General features: G+C 62.4%; 17 protein-coding genes and 1 pseudogene. 7 read left to right on the top strand and 11 right to left on the bottom strand.

Annotated features, from left to right (window positions below; translation table 11 throughout):
• Nucleotides 1–45: 45 nt before the first annotated feature.
• Both VCJ09_RS10515 and VCJ09_RS10510 read left to right on the top strand, forming a co-directional pair.
• Complete coding sequence (locus VCJ09_RS10515; RefSeq protein WP_324734266.1) at nucleotides 46–660, top strand: LysE family translocator; 615 nt, start codon at nucleotides 46–48, stop codon at nucleotides 658–660.
• Nucleotides 661–1,851 carry a benzoate/H(+) symporter BenE family transporter gene (locus VCJ09_RS10510; RefSeq protein WP_324734265.1) on the top strand — a complete coding sequence of 397 codons (1,191 nt, stop codon included), beginning with the start codon at nucleotides 661–663 and terminating at the stop codon, nucleotides 1,849–1,851.
• 246 nt (nucleotides 1,852–2,097) lie between these two features.
• Here the strand turns inward: VCJ09_RS10510 and VCJ09_RS10505 are convergent, their stop codons facing one another.
• On the bottom strand, nucleotides 2,098–2,859 hold the full coding sequence (locus tag VCJ09_RS10505) for an SDR family oxidoreductase (RefSeq protein ID WP_324734264.1): 762 nt from the start codon (nucleotides 2,857–2,859) through the stop codon (nucleotides 2,098–2,100).
• Nucleotides 2,860–3,085: 226 nt separating this feature from the next.
• Between VCJ09_RS10505 and VCJ09_RS10500 the strand changes: the two genes are divergently transcribed.
• A complete protein-coding gene (locus tag VCJ09_RS10500) occupies nucleotides 3,086–4,093 on the top strand; it encodes an NADP-dependent oxidoreductase (RefSeq protein ID WP_324734263.1) in 1,008 nt (335 codons plus the stop codon).
• Nucleotides 4,094–4,304: 211 nt separating this feature from the next.
• Here the strand turns inward: VCJ09_RS10500 and VCJ09_RS10495 are convergent, their stop codons facing one another.
• From VCJ09_RS10495 to VCJ09_RS10480, 4 genes are all read right to left on the bottom strand, one after another.
• Nucleotides 4,305–7,370, bottom strand: coding sequence for an efflux RND transporter permease subunit (locus VCJ09_RS10495; protein WP_324734262.1), 3,066 nt, complete (start codon nucleotides 7,368–7,370; stop codon nucleotides 4,305–4,307).
• Complete coding sequence (locus tag VCJ09_RS10490; protein ID WP_324734261.1) at nucleotides 7,367–8,398, bottom strand: efflux RND transporter periplasmic adaptor subunit; 1,032 nt, start codon at nucleotides 8,396–8,398, stop codon at nucleotides 7,367–7,369. The genes VCJ09_RS10495 and VCJ09_RS10490 overlap by 4 nt, the downstream gene beginning before the upstream one ends.
• Nucleotides 8,399–8,497: 99 nt before the next feature.
• Nucleotides 8,498–9,292, bottom strand: a complete 795-nt coding sequence (locus VCJ09_RS10485) for an ABC transporter permease (protein WP_407693024.1) — start codon at nucleotides 9,290–9,292, stop codon at nucleotides 8,498–8,500.
• Complete coding sequence (locus tag VCJ09_RS10480; protein ID WP_079201756.1) at nucleotides 9,289–10,221, bottom strand: ABC transporter ATP-binding protein; 933 nt, start codon at nucleotides 10,219–10,221, stop codon at nucleotides 9,289–9,291. The genes VCJ09_RS10485 and VCJ09_RS10480 overlap by 4 nt, the downstream gene beginning before the upstream one ends.
• A gap of 274 nt (nucleotides 10,222–10,495) precedes the next feature.
• Between VCJ09_RS10480 and VCJ09_RS10475 the strand changes: the two genes are divergently transcribed.
• Both VCJ09_RS10475 and VCJ09_RS10470 read left to right on the top strand, forming a co-directional pair.
• Nucleotides 10,496–11,386 carry a DNA-3-methyladenine glycosylase family protein gene (locus tag VCJ09_RS10475; RefSeq protein ID WP_324734260.1) on the top strand — a complete coding sequence of 297 codons (891 nt, stop codon included), beginning with the start codon at nucleotides 10,496–10,498 and terminating at the stop codon, nucleotides 11,384–11,386.
• Between the two features lie 2 nt (nucleotides 11,387–11,388).
• On the top strand, nucleotides 11,389–11,886 hold the full coding sequence (locus VCJ09_RS10470) for a methylated-DNA--[protein]-cysteine S-methyltransferase (RefSeq protein ID WP_324734259.1): 498 nt from the start codon (nucleotides 11,389–11,391) through the stop codon (nucleotides 11,884–11,886).
• Nucleotides 11,887–11,895: 9 nt separating this feature from the next.
• On the opposite strand, the pseudogene VCJ09_RS10465 reads toward VCJ09_RS10470, so the two are convergent.
• The 5 genes and pseudogenes from VCJ09_RS10465 to aroC form a co-directional block, all read right to left on the bottom strand.
• A pseudogene (locus tag VCJ09_RS10465) lies at nucleotides 11,896–12,030 on the bottom strand (histidine phosphatase family protein); the annotation flags it as partial.
• Nucleotides 12,031–12,118: 88 nt separating this feature from the next.
• Nucleotides 12,119–12,310, bottom strand: a complete 192-nt coding sequence (locus VCJ09_RS10460; protein ID WP_324734258.1) for a PLD nuclease N-terminal domain-containing protein — start codon at nucleotides 12,308–12,310, stop codon at nucleotides 12,119–12,121.
• A gap of 120 nt (nucleotides 12,311–12,430) precedes the next feature.
• A complete protein-coding gene (locus VCJ09_RS10455; RefSeq protein WP_324734257.1) occupies nucleotides 12,431–12,976 on the bottom strand; it encodes a 1,2-dihydroxy-3-keto-5-methylthiopentene dioxygenase in 546 nt (181 codons plus the stop codon).
• Nucleotides 12,977–13,058: 82 nt separating this feature from the next.
• Nucleotides 13,059–14,207, bottom strand: coding sequence for an MFS transporter (locus VCJ09_RS10450; RefSeq protein ID WP_324734256.1), 1,149 nt, complete (start codon nucleotides 14,205–14,207; stop codon nucleotides 13,059–13,061).
• Between the two features lie 102 nt (nucleotides 14,208–14,309).
• Nucleotides 14,310–15,401 carry a chorismate synthase gene (gene aroC, locus VCJ09_RS10445; protein WP_324734255.1) on the bottom strand — a complete coding sequence of 364 codons (1,092 nt, stop codon included), beginning with the start codon at nucleotides 15,399–15,401 and terminating at the stop codon, nucleotides 14,310–14,312.
• A 339-nt stretch (nucleotides 15,402–15,740) separates the two neighbouring features.
• Between aroC and VCJ09_RS10440 the strand changes: the two genes are divergently transcribed.
• Together VCJ09_RS10440 and VCJ09_RS10435 are read left to right on the top strand one after the other, a co-directional pair.
• Nucleotides 15,741–16,730 (top strand): alpha/beta hydrolase, encoded by a 990-nt coding sequence (locus VCJ09_RS10440; protein WP_324734254.1) that lies wholly within the window; start codon nucleotides 15,741–15,743, stop codon nucleotides 16,728–16,730.
• A 52-nt stretch (nucleotides 16,731–16,782) separates the two neighbouring features.
• Nucleotides 16,783–17,580 carry a hypothetical protein gene (locus tag VCJ09_RS10435; protein ID WP_407693023.1) on the top strand — a complete coding sequence of 266 codons (798 nt, stop codon included), beginning with the start codon at nucleotides 16,783–16,785 and terminating at the stop codon, nucleotides 17,578–17,580.
• 148 nt (nucleotides 17,581–17,728) lie between these two features.
• On the opposite strand, the gene VCJ09_RS10430 is transcribed toward VCJ09_RS10435, so the two are convergent.
• Nucleotides 17,729–19,102, bottom strand: coding sequence for an IS1182 family transposase (locus VCJ09_RS10430; protein ID WP_324733576.1), 1,374 nt, complete (start codon nucleotides 19,100–19,102; stop codon nucleotides 17,729–17,731).
• Nucleotides 19,103–19,121: the final 19 nt, after the last annotated feature.

The raw sequence follows: 19,121 nt of genomic DNA, 5'->3' as shown, positions 1-19,121 counted from the left end.
ACAACTGCCCTTAGGCTGAGCAGCACTGACCCCGAGTGCCCGGCCATGACCACTGAACTGCTGATCGCCTTTATCGCCTTTGCCTTCGTTACCTCGGTGACGCCAGGGCCGAACAACACCATGTTGCTCGCCTCCGGCGCCAACTTCGGCCTGCGCCGCAGCCTGCCGCATATGCTCGGCATCAGCCTGGGCCTGATGCTATTGGTCCTGGCGGTTGGTTTGGGCCTCGGCCAACTGTTCGAGCAGGTGCCATTGCTCTACAGCCTGCTGCGCTACGTCGGCGCCGCCTACCTGCTCTACCTGGCCTGGAAAATCGCCAACGCCGGCGCGCCAGACAGCACCGTCGGTGCGCACGGCAAACCGTTCAGCTTCCTTCAGGCCGCAGCCTTCCAGTGGGTCAACCCCAAGGCCTGGATCATGGCCATCGGCGCCATTACCACCTATACCCCTCAGGACGACTTCGTGGTCAATGTGCTGTGCATCGCCGCCCTGTTCGCCTTGGTCAACTGCCCGACCATGAGCGTCTGGACCATGGCCGGCAGCCTGCTGCGCAACTGGCTGGGTAATCCGCGGATATTGCGCGGTTTCAATATCACTATGGCGCTACTCTTGGTCGTCTCGCTGTACCCGATTCTTACGGACGTCAAAGGAGTCCTGTAGATGCCCGAAGCGGTTCAGACACGCCTGCGCCCACTGGCCGACACCTCAACCTCGGCGGTGGTCGCCGGCTTTATCGCCATGCTCACCGGCTACACCAGTTCACTGGTGCTGATATTCCAGGCTGGCCAGGCGGCGGGACTGAGCAGCGGACAAGTTTCTTCATGGATCTGGGCGTTGTCGATCGGCATGGCCATTGGCTGTATCGGCCTATCGCTGCGTTACCGCGCGCCGGTGATGATCGCCTGGTCGACCCCGGGCGCTGCGCTGTTGATCAGCAGCCTGCCGGGGGTGCCCTACAGCGAGGCGATTGGCGCCTATATCCTCGCCTCGGGATTGATCGTGTTGATCGGCCTGACCGGCAGCTTCGACCGCCTTATGCGCCGAATCCCAGGTTCCATCGCCGCCGCCCTGCTCGCTGGCGTGCTGTTCAAGATCGGCCTGGAGATCTGCGTGGCCGCCGAGCAGCAGCCAGTGCTGGTGGTGGCGATGCTGCTCGCCTACCTGCTGGGCAAACGTCTGCTGCCGCGCTATGCGGTGCTCGCCGCGCTGCTGGTCGGCACCCTGCTGGCCGGCATCTTCGGCCTGCTTAATTTCGAGCACTTCGAGCTACAACTGGCCACGCCCGAATGGACCACGCCGAGCTTCTCCCTGGCGGCGGCCATCAGCATCGGCATTCCGCTGTTCATCGTCGCCATGACCTCGCAGAACCTGCCCGGCATGGCCGTATTGCGTGCCAACGGTTACAACGTGCCGGCCTCGCCACTGCTCACCGTCACCGGCCTGACCTCAATCGTGCTGGCCCCCTTTGGCAGCCATGGCATTCATATGGCGGCGATCAGCGCCGCGATCTGCGCCGGCCCGGAAGCCCATGAAGACCCGAGCAAACGCTATACGGCCGCAGTCTGGTGCGGGGTGTTCTACGGCATTGCCGGGATCTTCGGCGCCACCCTGGCCGCCCTGTTCACCGCCCTGCCCAAGGCGTTGATCCTGTCGATCGCGGCGCTGGCGCTGTTCGCCTCGATCATCGGCGGCCTGACCCAGGCCATGAGCGAACCCAAGGAGCGCGAGGCGGCGCTGATCACCTTCCTGGTCACCGCCTCGGGCATGACCCTGTTCGCGGTTGGCTCGGCCTTCTGGGGCATAGTCGCCGGCTTGCTGACCCTGGCAATTTTGAACTGGGGTAAGGATTGATGGGATCCACGGACAAGCGCTGTTGGGCTTAGCAGGCTTAGCGCCAACTTACGGGCATTGAAGACTGCGTAACGGGATCGGATGAGGTCCGGGAAAAATGCCACCCACTCAGGACGTAGGACGGGTGCATCTCGCCAAGCCTTGGATTTGCCTCGTCCTGGCGGGTTCACCCGCCCTACTACCTACTAGCTGGGCTTCGCTGCGCTCCGCGCCAACCCTCCTGTTCTTACTGCTAGCGAAGCGCGCTCAGATCGCGGTCACCCCACCATCCACCGCCAGGGCATGGCCGGTGGTGAAGGCGGCGCCGTCGCAGCACAGGTAGAGCACCGCGGTGGCGATTTCCTCGACCTTGCCGATGCGCCCGACCGGGTGCATGGCGGCGGCGTACTCGGCCTTCCTCGGGTCGGACTCGTAGGCGCGGCGGAACATGTCGGTGTCGATCACCGCCGGGCACACCGCGTTGACGCGGATTTTCTTCTTCGCGTATTCCACCGCTGCCGACTTGGTCAGGCCGATGACCGCGTGCTTGGAGGCGCTGTAGATGCTCATCTTCGGCGCGGCGCCGAGGCCGGCGACCGAGGCGGTGTTGACGATGGCGCCGCCACCCTGGGCCAGCAGCAGCGGGATCTGGTGCTTCATGCACAGCCACACACCCTTGACGTTGACACCCATAATGGCGTCGAACTCGGCTTCGTTGCCGTCTGCCAGCTTGCCCTGCTCGATCTCGATACCGGCGTTGTTGAAGGCGTAGTCCAGGCGGCCGTAGGCGGCTACCGTGGCGTCCATCAACGCCTTGACCTCGGCATCGCGGGTCACGTCGCAGCGCACGAAGGTGGCTTGGCCACCGGCTGCACGGATCAGCTCGACAGTACCTTCGCCGCCGGCCACGTCGACATCGGAAACCACCACCTTGAGGCCTTCGTTGGCGAAAGCCAGGGCCGTCGCCCGACCAATACCGGCAGCGCCGCCGGTGACCAGGGCAACCTGGCCGGAAAAGCTCAAACTCATCTGTGTGTCCTCACGAGAATTGAAAGTCTGCGCAGAGTCTAGTCAGAGCAGCGCCCGGCGCGGCAGCACTATTTGAACAACAGTTTTGCCTTCATGCAAAATAATGATTAAGCACCCCAGACTCTCATCACTCTAATGGATTAACCCGTATTCGGCTGGCTGGCTTACCTTGCCCAGCACCCGGCGAAGGGCTATCACCGTGGTTTCCGCTCAGTGAGAACCGACCATGACTGCCCTGCTCAACCGCCAATTCCTCCTCGCCCAACGTCCGGTCGGCTTGCCCAGCCGCGACACCTTCAGTTATGAGGAAAAGCCGGTCGGCGAACCCGGCCCCGGACAGATCCTGGTGAAGAACGCTTACCTGTCCCTCGACCCGGCCATGCGCGGCTGGATGAACGACGCCAAGTCCTACATCCCGCCGGTCGGTCTCGGCGAGGTGATGCGCGCCCTCGGCGTCGGTGAAGTAATCGCCTCGCAGCACCCGGACTTCGCTGTCGGCGAGCACGTCAACGGCGCCCTCGGCGTGCAGGACTATTTCCTCGGTGAGCCAAAAGGCTTCTACAAGGTCGACCCCAAACGCGCCCCCTTGCCGCTGTACCTATCGGCACTGGGCATGACCGGGATGACCGCCTACTTCGCCCTGCTCGACGTAGGTGCGCCCAAGTCCGGTGAAACCGTGGTGATCTCCGGGGCCGCCGGTGCGGTCGGCAGCGTCGCCGGGCAGATCGCCAAGCTCAAGGGCTGCCGCGTGGTCGGCATCGCCGGCGGCGCCGACAAGTGCAAATTCCTGGTCGATGAGCTGGGCTTCGACGGCGCCATCGATTACAAGAACGAAGACCTGCATGCCGGCCTCAAGCGCGAGTGCCCGAAAGGCGTGGACGTGTATTTCGACAACGTCGGCGGCGACATCCTCGATACCGTGCTGACGCGCCTCAGGTTCAAGGCGCGGGTGGTGATCTGCGGCGCCATCAGCCAGTACAACAACAAGGAGGCGATCAAGGGCCCGGCCAACTACCTGCAGTTGCTGGTCAACAGCGCACGCATGGAAGGCATGGTGGTGATGACCTACGCCCCGCGCTTCGCCGAGGCAGCCCAGGAAATGGGCGGCTGGCTGGCCAGTGGTCAGCTGAAGTCCAAAGAAGACATCGTGGTCGGCCTGAAAACCTTCCCGGAAACCTTGCTCAAGCTGTTCAGCGGCGAGAACTTCGGCAAGCTGGTGCTCAAGGTCGAGTAACAAGTCACTTGTAGGAGCGGGCGAGGCCCGCGATGTTTTGCAGGCCATACCTTATCGCGGGCATGGCCCGCTCCTACGGGTATCAGCTTTAGCCGCCAGCAGCGCAGCATGGACTCACGCCGTAGGGCGTACTCGCGAAGCAGTACGCCACTGCTGCCGGCAATGGTGGACTGTTCGCTGCGCTCCTGAGCGGCCGGCGCTCCGGTCCATCCTACGTCGCGACCATTTCCTCTTCCTGTACCAGCGGCTGCCAACGGCGCAGCAGCATGTACAGGGTTGGAATCACAAATAGGGTGAAGAAGGTGCCCACCAGCAGACCGCCGACTATCACCAGGCCGATCTGCTGACGGCTTTCGGCGCCAGCACCCGTGGCGATTGCCAGTGGCAACGAACCCAGGACCATGGCCCCGGTGGTCATCAGAATCGGCCGCAGGCGCTGGACCGAGGCATCGATAACCGCACTGCGCAGTTCCTGCCCCTGACGCAGCAGCACGTTGGCGAATTCGACGATGAGAATCCCGTGTTTGGTAATCAAGCCAATCAGCGTCACCAGACCAATCTGCGAGTAGATATTCAAGGTGCCGCCGAACAGGGTCAGCGCCAGCAAGGCGCCGGCCATCGACAGCGGTACGCTGAACAGGATGATCAGCGGATCAGTGAAACTCTCGAATTGCGCCGCCAGCACCAGGAAGATAAAGGCCAGGGCCAGGGCGAAGATCAGCGCGATACCCGAGCCGGATTCCTTGAAGTCACGCGACGTACCGGTGTAGTCGTATTGGGTGTCAGGTGGGAATACACCGCGGGCAGTGTTTTCCAGATAAGCCAAAGCCTCGCCCAGGGTATAGCCGGAACCGACGTTGGCACTCACCGTGACCGCACGCAGTTGGTTGAAGTGATTGAGCTCGCGCGGCGCCACCGTCTCGCGCACCTCGATCAGGTTGGACAGTTGCACCATGCTCTCGTCGCGCCCACGCACGTAAACACGGTCGAGATCCTGCGGGTTGCTGCGATCAACGTCCTGCAATTGCACCATCACGTCGTACTGCTCGCCGTTCTGCTTGAAGCGCGTCACCTGGCGGCTGCCGAACAGGCTTTCCAGGCTACGGCCGATGGTCGCCACATCGGTGCCAACCGCCACCGCCTGCTCGCGATTGACCGCCACCTTGAGCTGCGGCGCGTTCAACTTCAAATCGCTGTCCAGGCTTTCCAGGCCGGGGTAATCACGCAGGCTATGCAACAGCTCATCGACATAGGCTTGCAGCTCGGCGTACTCCAGCGAGGAGCGGATCACGAAGTTGACCGGCTGATTGCGCGCGCTCTGTCCGAGCGGCGGCCGATTGACCGGAAAGGCCCGAAACCCGGCGATGTCCTGGAACTTGGTCAGTAATTCATTGCGGATCTCGAACTGGCTGCGCGAGCGTTCACCCCAGTCCTCCAGTTTCATAAAGGAAATACCCTGGGCCACGGTGGGGAAACCGGCGATCACCATGTAGCGATTGGTTTCTGGGACGCTCGCGTAAGCCGCCTCAATCTCCCGCGCATAACGCCCGGTGTAGTCGATGGTGGCGCCGTCCGGGCCGTTGAACACGCCGATGATGGTGCTGGTGTCTTCGGTCGGCGCCAGCTCGGCCTTCAACCCGGAGAACAGCAGCAGGCAGGCCAGTAGGGCCAGCACCAGCACCCCAACCACCAGCCACCAGGCCGCCAGGGCGCGGGCCAGCAGGCGCTTATAGCCATGAGTCAAGCTATTGAGAAAGTCCTCGATCAGGTTGTACAGGCGGTTGTGCCGTTCGCCCGCCTGATGTGGTTTGAGCAGCAGCGCGCACATCATCGGGGTCAGGGTCAGGGCGACGAAACCCGAGACCAGCACCGCGCCAGCCAGGGTCCAGGCGAACTCGGTGAACAGTTTGCCGGTGGTGCCCTGCATAAAGCCGATGGGGGCGAACACCGCAGCCAGGGTCAGGGTCATGGCGATCACCGCGAAGGCGATCTCGCGGCTGCCCTTGAGCGCCGCCTGCATCGGTTGCATGCCTTGTTCGATATGCCGGTGGATGTTCTCCAGCATGACGATGGCGTCGTCCACCACCAGGCCGATGGCCAAGACCATGGCCAGCAGTGTCAGGGTATTGATGGTGAAACCCATCAGGCTCATCAGGGCGAAGGCGCCGATCAGCGACACCGGAATGGTCACCAGCGGAATGATGGTGGCGCGTAGCGAGCGCAGGAAAATGAAGATGATCAGGATGACCAGCGCCACCGCTTCCCAGATGGTGATAAAGACGTTGTCGATCGACTCGCGGATAAACAGCGAATTGTCGTGGGCGATGGCCATTTCCATGCCTTCAGGCAGCAACGCCCGCACTTCCGGCAGGGCGGCGTTCAAGCCATCGGAGATGTCCAGGGGATTGGCCGTGGCCTGTTTGATCACGCCCATAGACACTGCCGGGCGGCCTTTGTAGCGCACGATGCTGCGCTCGTTCTGCGCGCCTATCTCGGCATGCCCGACATCGGCCAGGCGCAGCAGATAGCCCTGTGAATCATCGAGAATCAGTTGGTTGAATTGCTCGGGCGTATTCAGATCAGTTTCCGAAAGCACGGTGAACTCGCGCTCGCGTGACTCGATACGTCCGGCGGGGATCTCCACGTTTTGCCGGCGCAGGGCGTCTTCCACGTCCTGCACGGTGAGGTTGTGCGCCGCGAGCTTCTCCGGATCGAGCCAGATGCGCATGGCCAGGGTGCGGCCGCCGCGGACCTGCACCTCGGAGACACCGGCAATGGTCTGCAGACGATCCTTGATCACCCGTTCCAGCACGTCGGTGATCTCCAGGGCGCTGTAGCGTTCGCTGTAGAAGGCAAGCCACACCACCGGCTGGGCATCGGCCTCGACCTTCTGCACGATGGGTTCGGCGATTTCATCCGGCAGCAGGCCGCGCACCCGCCCGAGGCGGTCGCGCACATCGTTGGCGGCTTCATCGGAATTGCTGCCGAGGCGGAACTGCGCGGTGATCTGGGTATTTTCCGAGCGGCTGATAGAACTGACGAAATCCAACCCCTCGATCCCCGAGAGCACATCCTCGATCGGCTGAGCGACCTGGGACTCCATGATTTCCGGGCTGGCGCCGGGATAAGTGACGTTGACCGTAACGATGGGCACGTCGACGTTAGGATATTCGCGCACGCTCAGGCGGTCATAGGCCATCAGGCCGAGCAGGACCAGGATCAGCGACAGTACGCTGGCGAACACCGGCCGGCGGATGCAGATGTCCGACAGCGTCATGGCGTGCGCTCCACCACCTTGGTGCGCACCGTCATGCCCTCGTGCACTTTCTGCCAACCGGCGCTGATCAGCACCTCTCCGCCGCCCAGGCCCTCGCGCACCTCAACCTTGCCGCCCAGGCGCTTACCCAGCGTGACCTCACGCTGCTCGACCTTGCCGTCCACCACCAGATTGACCAGCAGCTGCTCGCCGACCGGCATCACCGCCTCCTCGGGGATTACCAAGGCCGCGGCACGCTCGGCAACAATCACCGCCACCCTGACGAACTGCCCGGGGCTCAGACGCCGATCGGTGTTAGCGATATGGGCACGAACCGCCTGACTGCGCCCGGCTTCATCCAGGCGTGGATTGATCGCGTAGATCTCGCCACTGAAACGCTCCCCCGGATAGGCGTCCAGGCTGATCTCGATCAGTTGGCCCAGACGAATCTGGCTGACGGCTTTTTGCGGAATGCGAAAATCGACCTTGAGCGGATCAAGCACCTCCAGGTTGACGACATCCTGGCCGGCACTCAGGTAGTCGCCCGGGCTGACATGGCGCAAGCCCAAGACCCCGTCGTAGGGTGCATGAATCCGGGTTTTGTCCAGGCGCGCCTGGGCCAACGCCAAGCTGGCGCGGGCAACTTGCTGCTGAGCATTGGCTTCATCCAGCGCCTGGGCATTGCTGGCGCCGCGCGTGAACAACAGTTGCGCACGCTGATGGTTTTTTTCCGCCAGATAGAGATTGGCCTGCGCCTGGGCCAGCTCGGCACGAGTAATCGCATCGTCCAGGCTGACCAGCAAGGTTCCGGCCGTGACAGCCTGGCCTTCGCGAAAATGCAGGGAGGCCAGACGCCCTTCGATTTCCGGGCGGATCATCACCGACTCATCGGAACGCAGCGAGCCGAAGGTAATCAGCTCGTCGCGCACCAGGGCTTTTTCCACTTGCACGACTTCGACCAAGGGGCCTTCAGCCGCATGCGCCAATGGCCAAACGGCCGCAAGCAGCAACAGCGACAGCACAAATAGAACGCGCGGACGGGCAGCCATATACAACCCCAGTTATTCCATAGAGGCTGAGTCTAACGGCCTCGCCGTGCGCTTCAGCCGTTCGAGATGTTTCCCGATATTATTTGCAAAAAAACCTCGTCACTGACGCATGCCACGTCCGCTGATCAGCAAGCGAATGCACACGCCATACAGCACGGCAGTGGCGATCAGCATGAAGCCGATGGCGACACCGATGCGAATGTCCGACACACCGAGGATGCCGTAGCGAAACGCATTGACCATATGCAGCACCGGGTTGACCAGCGACACCGTCTGCCAGAACGGCGGCAGCAGGCTGATCGAATAGAACACCCCGCCCAGGTAGGTCAGCGGAGTGAGGACAAAGGTCGGGATGATCGAAATATCGTCGAAGTTGCGCGCAAATACCGCATTGATGAAGCCGCCCATGGCGAAAATGGTCGCGGTCAGCAACACCACCAACACGGTCACGCCGAGGTGATGCACCTGCAAATCGGTGAAGAACAGCGACAGCAGGGTGACGATCAAGCCTACCGCCAGCCCGCGCAACACCCCGCCGGCCACATAGCCGATGAGGATGATGTGCGGCGACACCGGCGACACCATCAGCTCCTCGATCGAGCGCTGGAATTTGCTGCCGAAAAAGCTCGACACCACGTTGCCGTAGGAATTGGTGATCACCGACATCATGATCAGCCCCGGCACGATGTACTCCATATAGGTGAAGCCACCCATGTCGCCGATCTGCCGACCGATCAGGTTGCCGAAGATCACGAAGTACAGAACCATGGTGATCGCCGGCGGCAGCAGGGTCTGCGGCCAGATGCGGGTGAAGCGGCGGATCTCGCGGTAGACGATGGTCCGCAATGCCACCATGTTGGCGGCGAACTCGGTATTCACATAGGCCGTGCTCATACTGCCACCTTCACCAGGTTCTTCTCGACCAGGGAGACGAACAATTCCTCCAGGCGATTGGTTTTATTGCGCAAGCTGAGCACCTCGATGTTCTGCAAGGCCAACTGGCGAAACAGTTCGGTAATGCCCTGACTCTTGTCGATTTGCACTTCCAGGGTGTGATGGTCGAGCATTTGCGCCGGGTAACCGATCAAATGCGGCGGCACCAGTAACGACTCTTTCAGGTCGAGCAAGAAGGTCTCCACATGCAGCTTTTTCAGCAATTCGCGCATGCTGGTGTTCTCGACGATGCGCCCGTGATCGATGATGCCGATGTTGCGGCACAACTGCTCGGCCTCCTCCAGATAATGGGTGGTGAGGATGATGGTGATGCCTTGCTGGTTCAGCTCGGTGAGAAAACTCCACATCGAGCGACGCAATTCGATGTCGACGCCTGCGGTCGGCTCATCGAGGATCAGCAAGCGTGGCTGATGAACCAGGGCGCGAGCGATCATCAAACGCCGCTTCATGCCACCGGACAGTTCGCGCGAGGGCACATCGCGCTTGTCCCACAGTCCCAACTGGTTGAGGTACTGCTCGGCACGCTCCTTGGCGATGCGCGCGGGAATGCCGTAGTAACCCGCCTGGGTCACGACAATGTCGAAGACCTTCTCGAACTGGTTGAAATTGAACTCCTGCGGTACCACGCCGAGACAGCGCTTGAGCGCCGACGGTTGCTTGTCCAGATCATGGCCAAACACATTGACCGTGCCGCTGGACTTGGTCACCAGGGTCGAGAGAATGCCGATGGTGGTGGATTTGCCGGCGCCATTGGGGCCGAGCAACGCGAAGAAATCGCCTTCGGCTACATCCAGATCGATGCCATGCAGAGCCTGGAAGCCATTGCCGTAGGTTTTGGTCAACTGCCGGATGGACAGAGCAGTACTCATAAAAAATGCACGCACCTGTAAAAAAGAAGAAATCTAAAGATGGGGGCGGCGCCGCTCACTACAAGGGCAACGCGCAGCAAGTCTAGCGCCATGGCGCCACCAATCGCAGTGTTATCGAGAGAAATTCTGGGGTGCCGGCAAAACTGCCACGCACAAAAGCCCATCGGCAGGTCATGCCCCCAACAAACTCGATTCACCACAGCTCACGAGTACAGCGCGGTTTGAAAGTCAGTTTGGCGCAGACAAGTGCGCGGCCCGGGGTTATCGTCCGGGCATGAATAACGCCCCGCAAGCAACGCTGTTGTTGCCCTACAACGCACCCTGGGATTGGCAGCAGTTCCACGACCACTTCGCCCTGCGCGCCCTGGCGGGCGTCGAACAGCTGAGCCGCGAACGCTATTGCCGCAGCTTCCGGCTGGCAAACGTCAGCGGTTGGTTCAGCGTAAGCCCGCAGCCCGGGCATAACGCCCTGGCCTTGAGCTACAGCGCCTCGGCCATCCCTTGCCTGGCCGAATTGCAGCAGCGGGTGCGGCGCATGTTCGACCTGGATGCCGAACCGCAGCGCATCGGCAGACATTTCGCCAATGACCCCTACCTGGCCACGCTGGTCGCGCGCAATCCGGGGCTGCGCCTGCCGACGGCCTTCGACCCGTTCGAGCAGGCGGTGCGGGCCATCGTCGGTCAGCAGGTCACCGTAAAAGCCGCGGTGACCATCAGCGGGCGCCTGGTCACCCGCCTGGGCGAGTCGTTACCGGTGACCGACGGCGACGGCATCGACCGCCTGTTCCCCAGCGCCGAGGCAATCGCCGGCGCTAACCTGGATGGCATCGGCATGCCGGGTAAACGCGTGCAGACGTTGCAGCACTTCGCCGGGCTAGTCGCCAGCGGCGCGTTGCACCTGGATCTGCGGCATGGCAGCGAAGCCCTGATCGAACGGCTCTGCGCCCTGCCCGGCATCGGCCCCTGGACCGCCGAGTACATTGCCCTGCGCGCCTTCGGCGTAGCCGATGCCTTTCCCGCCAGCGACCTGGGCCTGCTCAAGGCGCCACTGTGGGGCGCAGACGGCATCGACGCCAGGCAACTCAAGGCCCGCGCCGAAGCCTGGCGGCCGTGGCGCGCCTACGCCGCCGCCCACCTGTGGCACAACTATTCGCAGAGGGAATAGCCATGTTCTACCGCTATCACCACAGCCCCATCGGCCGCCTGCTACTAGCCGGCGATGAAACGGGCCTGCAGCAATTGTTGATGGAAATAGACGACAAACCCTGGCGGATCGCCGAGCACTGGCAGACCGCGGCTGACGAACTGGATGAGGTGTGCCGGCAACTCGACGATTATTTTGCCGGCCGCCGGCAACGCTTCGAGCTGCGCCTAGCGCCGCACGGCACGGCCTTTCAGCAAGCGGTGTGGCAGGCGCTACAGCGTATTCCCTTCGGCCAGACCAGCAGTTACAGCGCCCTGGCCGAAGGGATCGCCAGGCCCAAGGCGGTGCGGGCGGTCGGCGCGGCCAATGGCGCCAACCCTATCGCGGTGATCATCCCCTGCCACCGGGTGATCGGCCGCGACGGCAGCCTGACCGGCTATGCCGGTGGCCTGGCGCGCAAGGCGCTGTTGTTGCAGCTGGAAGGCATGCAGGTACCGGAGCAGGCAACACTGGCGCTTTGAGGCAGGCAGTTAGGGCGCTGGAATGCGTGCCAACACCTGGGCAGGAACGCCAAGCGGCACGACCAGGATCAGGCCTTCGCCGGAGGCGGGATTAATGCCGGTCAAGGCGCTGATATTGACTTGATGAGACACCAGCACGCTGGGCACCTCACGCTTGGGAATCGCTGGCGTAGCTGGAGCCGGGCAGACTCAGCCAGGCCAACCACCCCAGACGACCAAGCGAGCCATGCGTTTAGAAACGCACGTTGCCACGCGGCCCCAGCAGCGCCCAGATGATCAGACCGATCACCGGCAGAAATAGGATCAACAACACCCAGAGGACTTTCTTACCGACCTCGGTGTTGCTTTTGACGATATTGATAATGGCCCAGATACTCAGAGCCAGAATAATCAGGCCGACAAGGCCATTCATTGTAGAACCCATGAGGACACTCCTGTGCGAAGGGTTGCCCATCTAGGATAGCCATCGATACCCGGAGTTCCACTAGCGCTATGTTGCCCAGGCTCTGCGACGAGGAACCGCAGCCATCGAGCACGCGGCATATCAGTCATCCAGCCGCGGAAAACGGCTGGCAATATCATCGCCGGTGAACTCGCCGACCCAGCCGTCAGTGTTACTGAACAGGCGGATCATCACGAAGTGCGGATGCTCGCCCATGTCGAACCAGTGCCGCGTGCCGGCCGGCACCGAGATCAGGTCACCCTTCTCGCACAACACGGCGTAGACGTAATCGTCGATATGCAGGTTGAACAGGCCGCTGCCCACCACGAAGAAACGCACTTCGTCCTCGGCATGCCGATGCTCGTCGATAAATTTGGCGCGCAGCTCGGCTTTGTCCGGGTGATCATCACTCAAGCTGAGCACATCAACCGCGACATAGCCGCGCTCGCTCATCAGTTGCTCGATCTGCGGGCGGTAGGCGGCGATCACCTGATCCTGGCTGCAGCCGGGAACCAGCGGCGCGGAAGCTTGCCAGCGCTCGAAATGCACACCGACGGCGGCCAGGGTGCTGGCGATATCTTCCAGATGGGTCAGTACCTTGTTCGGCAGATCGGCAGAAGATTCGTGATAGACGCTCAGGCTGCTCATGGTCAGAACTCTCGTTGGTTATCCGTAGGCTGAGTAAAGGCACGCTGCGAGCCAAGACCCAATGAGGTCATGCACGCCCGGCTCATGGCCGCGGCTCGTGCATGCGCGTGGCAGTGATGGCCGCGACCAGGGCTACCAGGCTGGCGATGGCGAACGTCCAAGCCGGGCCGAGGCTGTTCCAGCTATAACCGGAATAGAGCGCGCCCAGGGCACCACCGACCCCGGTCAGTGCGGCATACAATGCCTGCCCCTGGCCCTGCTGACGGTCGGCGAAACTGCGCTGCACGAAGTGGATGGCCGCCGCATGAAAACTGCCAAAAGTCGCGGCATGCATCAACTGAGCGAACAACAATACCAGCAGGTTATCGGCCAGGTTGCCCAGCAGCAACCAGCGCACGGCGGTGATCAGAAAGCTGGCCAACAGCACGCTGCGCAGCGAATAACGCGCCAGCAGCTTGGCCATGACCATGAACAGCACGATCTCTGCCAACACCCCGAGGGCCCAGAGCTGGCCGATCAGGCCGCGCGAATAGCCAAGCGACTCCAGGTGCAAGCTCAGAAAGGTGTAGTACGGGCCGTTGCTCAGCTGCATCAGCCCCGCACTGAGGTAAAACGCGAGAATACCGGGGCGGCGCAACTGCTGGATAAAGCCGCCCTCGCCCACCACATTGGGGCGCATGCGCGGCTCTGCGTTGGGCACCCACCAACTGCTCAGTACGATGCCGGCCATGATCAGGATCAGCGCCCAGGGATAGGCATCCAGGCTGAGCAGCTCGAACAACTTGCCCAGGCCGACCACCGCGACGATAAAGCCGATGCTGCCCCACAAGCGAATCTTGCTGTAGCGCGCCGCCTGCTCCTTTAGATGGGCGAAGGTGATGACTTCGAATTGCGGCAGAACGGCATGCCAGAAGAACGCGTGCAGCGCCATGATCAGGGCCAGCCAGGCATAAGTCTGGCTGATGAAGATGCCGGCAAAGCACAGCAGCGTGCAGATCGCGCCAAAGCGCACGATAGCCAGGCGCTGGCCGCTGTAATCGCCCAGCCAGCCCCAGATATTGGGCGCGATGCAACGCATCAGCATCGGAATGGCGATCAGCTCGCCGATGCGGGCGGAGGAAAAGCCCAGGTGATCGAAGTACAACGCCAGAAACGGCGCCGTGGCGCCGAGCAACGCGAAATAGAAGAAATAGAAACCGGACAGCCGCCAATAGGGCAATGCACTAGTCATGGTTTAACCAACACAGGTTGGGTTGGGTTGAGGAGCCCAACGGCGCAACCCAACACTGCGAGCCGCGCTCAGCCTGCGCGGCCCGGCCCAACCTACCCTTGCTCAAAGCTGCGGCAACACCGGTGTGGTCACCCGTACATCGGCGTTCTGCGCACGGTGGCGCAGCAGGTGATCCATCAGCACGAGGGCCATCATCGCCTCGGCGATCGGCGTGGCGCGGATGCCGACGCAGGGGTCGTGGCGGCCCTTGGTGATCACCTCCACCGCATTGCCATCGACGTCGATCGAGCGGCCCGGCGTGGTGATGCTGGAGGTCGGCTTGAGCGCCAGGTGGGCGACGATTGGCTGACCGCTGGAAATGCCGCCGAGAATGCCGCCGGCGTTATTCGACAAAAAGCCCGCAGGCGTCAGCTCGTCGCGATGCTCGGTGCCGCGCTGGGCGACACTGGCGAAACCGGCACCGATCTCCACGCCCTTGACCGCATTGATGCTCATCAGCGCATGGGCCAGCTCGGCGTCCAGACGGTCGAAGATCGGCTCGCCCAGCCCCGGCATCACCCCTTCGGCAACCACGGTGATCTTCGCTCCGACCGAATCCTGGTCGCGACGCAGTTGGTCCATATAGGCTTCCAGTTCCGCCACCTTATCCGGGTCAGGGCAGAAGAAGGCGTTCTGCTCGACGCTGTCCCAGCTCTTGAACGGAATCTCAATTGGACCGAGCTGGCTCATATAGCCGCGAATCACGATGCCCTGGGTTGCCAGGTATTTCTTGGCAATGGCGCCGGCAGCCACGCGCATGGCGGTCTCGCGGGCCGAGCTACGGCCACCGCCACGGTAGTCGCGGATGCCGTACTTGTGCTGATAGGTGTAATCGGCGTGGGCTGGGCGGAAGACATCTTTGATCGCCGAGTAATCCTTGGACTTCTGATCGGTATTACGAATCAGCAGGCCGATGGCGCAACCGGTGGTCTTGCCCTCGAATACCCCGGCGAGGATTTCCACCACATCGTCTTCCTGACGCTGGGTGGTGTGGCGGCTGGTGCCCGGCTTGCGCCGGTCGAGGTCGCGCTGCATGTCGTCCAGCGATAATTCCAGGCCCGGTGGACAACCATCGACGATGGCGACCAGCGCCGGGCCATGGCTCTCGCCTGCGCTGGTGACGGTGAACAACTTGCCGTAGGTATTGCCGGACATTTGCAGGATACTCCGCGGGAATCAGCACCGGGCCCGGCGCAACGCTTGCCCGCGCGCGCCAAACCCCTACTCGATAAAGGCCGCGAGTATACCCGCGGCGCCAGCCCAGTTCACCCTAGTAGCCTGTCGGACTTGCCCCTTCGTGGTGAGGCAAAGTCCGGCCTGGGGCAGTCTGATTGCCCGTTTGAAGCGAATAGCAGGCCATTTAACGAGAAAATGCAGAAAAAATGCGGCCTTCACGCTAAAGACAGTGACACCTGCGCAGCAGGACTGAGAGGCCGCTAGAACCTTATGTCGGTGCTGACGTCCAAACCACTTCCGTTGCCATAGTACCTACCCATGCTGCGAGTTCTCCTCTTGAGCCTTACCTTGCTTGCCGGCCTGACCCAGGCCGCGCCCCATCCCATCGAGCAACGACCGATTCGCCTGGCAACCGATCAGGGCACCCTGCATGGCACTTTATTACGACCGTTAAGCGGCAAGCCGGTCCCAGTCGCGCTGCTGGTCGCCGGTTCCGGGCCGACCGACCGCGATGGCAACAACCCCGCTGGCGGGCACAGCGACAGCCTCAAGCGCCTGGCCCAGGCGCTGGCCAAGCATGGCATCGCCAGTGTGCGCTACGACAAGCGCGGGATCGCCGCCAGCCGCACGGCCACCCCGGACGAGCGCGATTTGACTGTCGAGCAGTATGTCGCCGACGTGGCCGCCTGGGGTCAGCTGCTCAAGGCCGATAGGAATTTCAGTCGCCTGATCCTGATCGGCCACAGCGAAGGCGCCTTGATCGCCAGCCTGGCGGCCCCCGCGGCCGGCGCCGATGCGCTGATCTCGCTTGCCGGCAGCTCACGCCCCATCGACCAGGTACTGCGCGAACAACTGCACTATCGCCTGCCGCCAAAACTGCTCACGCACAGCCATCGGCTGCTTGACTCGCTACTGGCCGGCCAGCCGACCGATGCAGTGCCCGATGAGCTGCAAGTGCTGTTTCGTCCCAGCGTGCAGCCCTATCTGATCTCACTGTTCCGCTACAACCCCAGCGAGGTTTTTGCCCGCCTGCAGATCCCTGCACTGATCGTCCAGGGCAGTCACGACATCCAGGTCGGCGTCGCCGATGCCGAGGCCTTGCAAGCCGTCAAGACGGATGCGCAACTGGTGATAGTCGAGGGCATGAACCACGTCCTGCGCATCGTCCCGCTGGACGTCAAGGCGCAACTGGCGTCCTACGACAACCCGCGCCTGCCCCTGGCGCGCCTGCTGACCGAGCAGATCGCCAGCTTCATCGACGACACCGGCACAGCGCCAGCCTCCAGCACCGCGCAAACCGGCCGATAAAGGTTGGGCCAGCCCGATGCCCTATGCTGGTATCGCGCACAGGACTGCCTTTATGACCGACGCTAATTCGCCACAATCTGCGCCTGACAGCGCCGCCCAAGCCCATGCCATGGCCGAGAAAGCCCATCCCTGGGCGGATCTCGCACCCGAGCACTTTCGCCTATTGCGTCTGGCCCCTCTGCCGGTCGACCGTCACACCGGCGCACGGCCTTTGCGCTTCGTGCAACTGGGCCGGGTGGAACGGCACGCCAAGGGCCAGAGCCTGCTGCGCCTGACCCTGCACCTGCCCGGCGTGCGGGAGCGCAAGGAACTGAACCTGCTGGAAGTATGGATCGACCACCGCAGCCAGGAAATGCGCCTCGGCCCGGAAAAGGGCTTGCTGGTAGAGCCGGTCAATCGCGGTCTGGGACGTTTTATGCTGGCCCAGGGCATCGCCTGGGCCCAGCAACACTGCGCACATTACCGGGTAGAAGGCGCAACCCTAGCGGCCAAGGATGCCCTCAGCGAAGACTCCCGCCTACGCCGCGACCACTGCCTGCAAGCCCAGGGCTTTGTCATCGAATACCTCGACCCCCTGCAACTCAAAGCGCGTTACAGCACAGAGCGGGTCAGCAGCCTGCACAGCGATTGGTCTAGCGAAAAGGTGCAGATGGTCGACCTGCTCGATGCTGCTGCCATGTTGCAACAAGCCGATCTGAGCCTGCGCGAACAGGACGCCAAGCTGCGCAAGTTGGAATCGCGCATCGAATTGTTCCGCCGCGAAGACAGCAGCCTGCGCTTCACCATCGCCTGCCTGGTGGCGTTTTGCATGTTCCAGGCGGGCTTGCTGATCTGGATGGCCACGCGTTAAAGCAGCAGCCAACACCCTAGCAGCCTGTCGGACTTGAGTTCATGAACGGGGATATCAATAGTGAGGCGAAGCGATTCGCCCCACTATTGAGGTATTTTCAGGCTTTTTTGCCCCGAATTTCCTGAGAACGAGCGGGTTTAGTTCATTTCTACCCACACTGGACGGATTTGTGGCGCAAAACGGCCATGCGTTTCAAATTCCAGGCCAGACATACCAGGCGCCATTCGCCGCTCACCTTGTCCTTGCCTCGCAGCAGAAACTGGCGAAAACCCATGACCGACTTGATGATGCCGAACACCGGTTCCACCGTCTGTTTGCGCAGCGCATAGAGGCGGCGCCCCGGCTGGCTCTTGAGTTTGTGCGCCATGCGTTGTTGCACTGTGGCATCAGCGTCGAGCGCTGCCAGCTCCTCGAAGCGCGCCTTCCAGTGCGGGTGATGATCTTCGCGTGCCACCGCCAGGTAGGGCTCGATTCCCGCCGCCTCGCAGGCGGCGATGTTGCTTTCGCTGTTGTAGCCACAGTCCCCGAGCACCACGTTCACCTGACCCAATGACTCCGGTAGCGCCTTGAGCTCGGCCAGCATGGGGACGACTTGTTGCTTGTCGTTGCCCGCCTGAGTGAGGCCTGGCGCCACCACCAACAGGGTGTCGGTATCCACTGCGGCCTGGGCGTTGTAGCACTGTTCGAAGCCGCCGCCAGCCACCCGCATGATGCGCGAGTCTTCGTCGGTGAGGTTGATTTGGTCGTGCTCAGCCGGCCCTTCCACCGGGGCTTTGGGCGGCTTGCCGCCCGGCTTTTTGCCGGTTTCTGCTGCGCGTGCCGCGCGCTTGGCGAGCTTCTCCTTATAGGCGCTCTGTTCCTGCTCAAACCGCACGCGGGCACGCGCCTCGATCGTGGCCTTCGCCGCGTCCATGGCGAGCAAGCGATCTTGCCGGCGTTTGATCTCGTCCGGCAGATCGATGCCGACGGGGAGCTCTGCCTGGTCGGCCCGTTCAGCCAGCGCCAGGAGCTCCTGCACTTCGGCCTTGAGCTGGCGTTCGAGTGTCTGGATATGGCCATAGGACAGTGCACTGTGGCGTGAGGCGTTGGCATGCAGCTTGGTGCCGTCGAGGCTGATGGTGCCGAGCTTGAGCAGCTTCATCTCGCCCGCCAGCTCCAGCACCTGAAGGAAGATGCCGACCAACTCGTCGAGGAAGCGGCGGCGGAAGCTGGCCAGGGTGTCGTGATCGGGGTGACTGCCTGAGGCCAGGTAGCGAAAGGCGAGCGAGTCGTAAGTGGCGCGTTCGATCATACGGCTGGAAAAGGTGCCGGTGGCATAGCCATAGACCAGCAGACTAAGCAGCACCTCGGGGTGATAGGCGGCGCTGCCGCGTCCGCCATAACGCCGGGTGAGCGCACTCAAGTCGAGCCGTTCGATGGCTTCGAGAATGAAACGGGCCAGGTGGGCTTCTGGCAGCCAGTCATCCATCGATGGCGGGAGCAGGTAGTCAGTCTTGCGGTCGATCGGACGAAAGCGGCTCATGCGGAGGCATCGGCTGGGC

It is taken from the genome of Pseudomonas paeninsulae (assembly GCF_035621475.1).
Taxonomy (GTDB): Bacteria; Pseudomonadota; Gammaproteobacteria; order Pseudomonadales; family Pseudomonadaceae; genus Aquipseudomonas; species Aquipseudomonas paeninsulae.
This window is presented reverse-complemented; position numbering and strand designations above follow the sequence as displayed.

Coding starts and splice junctions, on each gene's coding strand:
- VCJ09_RS10455 (WP_324734257.1), bottom strand. CDS start 12,976: ATGAGCAGCCTGAGCGTCTATCACGAATCTTCTGCCGATCTGCCGAAC.
- VCJ09_RS10430 (WP_324733576.1), bottom strand. CDS start 19,102: ATGAGCCGCTTTCGTCCGATCGACCGCAAGACTGACTACCTGCTCCCG.
- VCJ09_RS10480 (WP_079201756.1), bottom strand. CDS start 10,221: ATGAGTACTGCTCTGTCCATCCGGCAGTTGACCAAAACCTACGGCAAT.
- VCJ09_RS10460 (WP_324734258.1), bottom strand. CDS start 12,310: ATGGGTTCTACAATGAATGGCCTTGTCGGCCTGATTATTCTGGCTCTG.
- VCJ09_RS10490 (WP_324734261.1), bottom strand. CDS start 8,398: ATGGCTGCCCGTCCGCGCGTTCTATTTGTGCTGTCGCTGTTGCTGCTT.
- VCJ09_RS10510 (WP_324734265.1), top strand. CDS start 661: ATGCCCGAAGCGGTTCAGACACGCCTGCGCCCACTGGCCGACACCTCA.
- VCJ09_RS10450 (WP_324734256.1), bottom strand. CDS start 14,207: ATGACTAGTGCATTGCCCTATTGGCGGCTGTCCGGTTTCTATTTCTTC.
- VCJ09_RS10515 (WP_324734266.1), top strand. CDS start 46: ATGACCACTGAACTGCTGATCGCCTTTATCGCCTTTGCCTTCGTTACC.
- VCJ09_RS10470 (WP_324734259.1), top strand. CDS start 11,389: ATGTTCTACCGCTATCACCACAGCCCCATCGGCCGCCTGCTACTAGCC.
- aroC (WP_324734255.1), bottom strand. CDS start 15,401: ATGTCCGGCAATACCTACGGCAAGTTGTTCACCGTCACCAGCGCAGGC.
- VCJ09_RS10495 (WP_324734262.1), bottom strand. CDS start 7,370: ATGACGCTGTCGGACATCTGCATCCGCCGGCCGGTGTTCGCCAGCGTA.
- VCJ09_RS10435 (WP_407693023.1), top strand. CDS start 16,783: ATGACCGACGCTAATTCGCCACAATCTGCGCCTGACAGCGCCGCCCAA.
- VCJ09_RS10500 (WP_324734263.1), top strand. CDS start 3,086: ATGACTGCCCTGCTCAACCGCCAATTCCTCCTCGCCCAACGTCCGGTC.
- VCJ09_RS10475 (WP_324734260.1), top strand. CDS start 10,496: ATGAATAACGCCCCGCAAGCAACGCTGTTGTTGCCCTACAACGCACCC.
- VCJ09_RS10505 (WP_324734264.1), bottom strand. CDS start 2,859: ATGAGTTTGAGCTTTTCCGGCCAGGTTGCCCTGGTCACCGGCGGCGCT.
- VCJ09_RS10440 (WP_324734254.1), top strand. CDS start 15,741: ATGCTGCGAGTTCTCCTCTTGAGCCTTACCTTGCTTGCCGGCCTGACC.
- VCJ09_RS10485 (WP_407693024.1), bottom strand. CDS start 9,292: ATGAGCACGGCCTATGTGAATACCGAGTTCGCCGCCAACATGGTGGCA.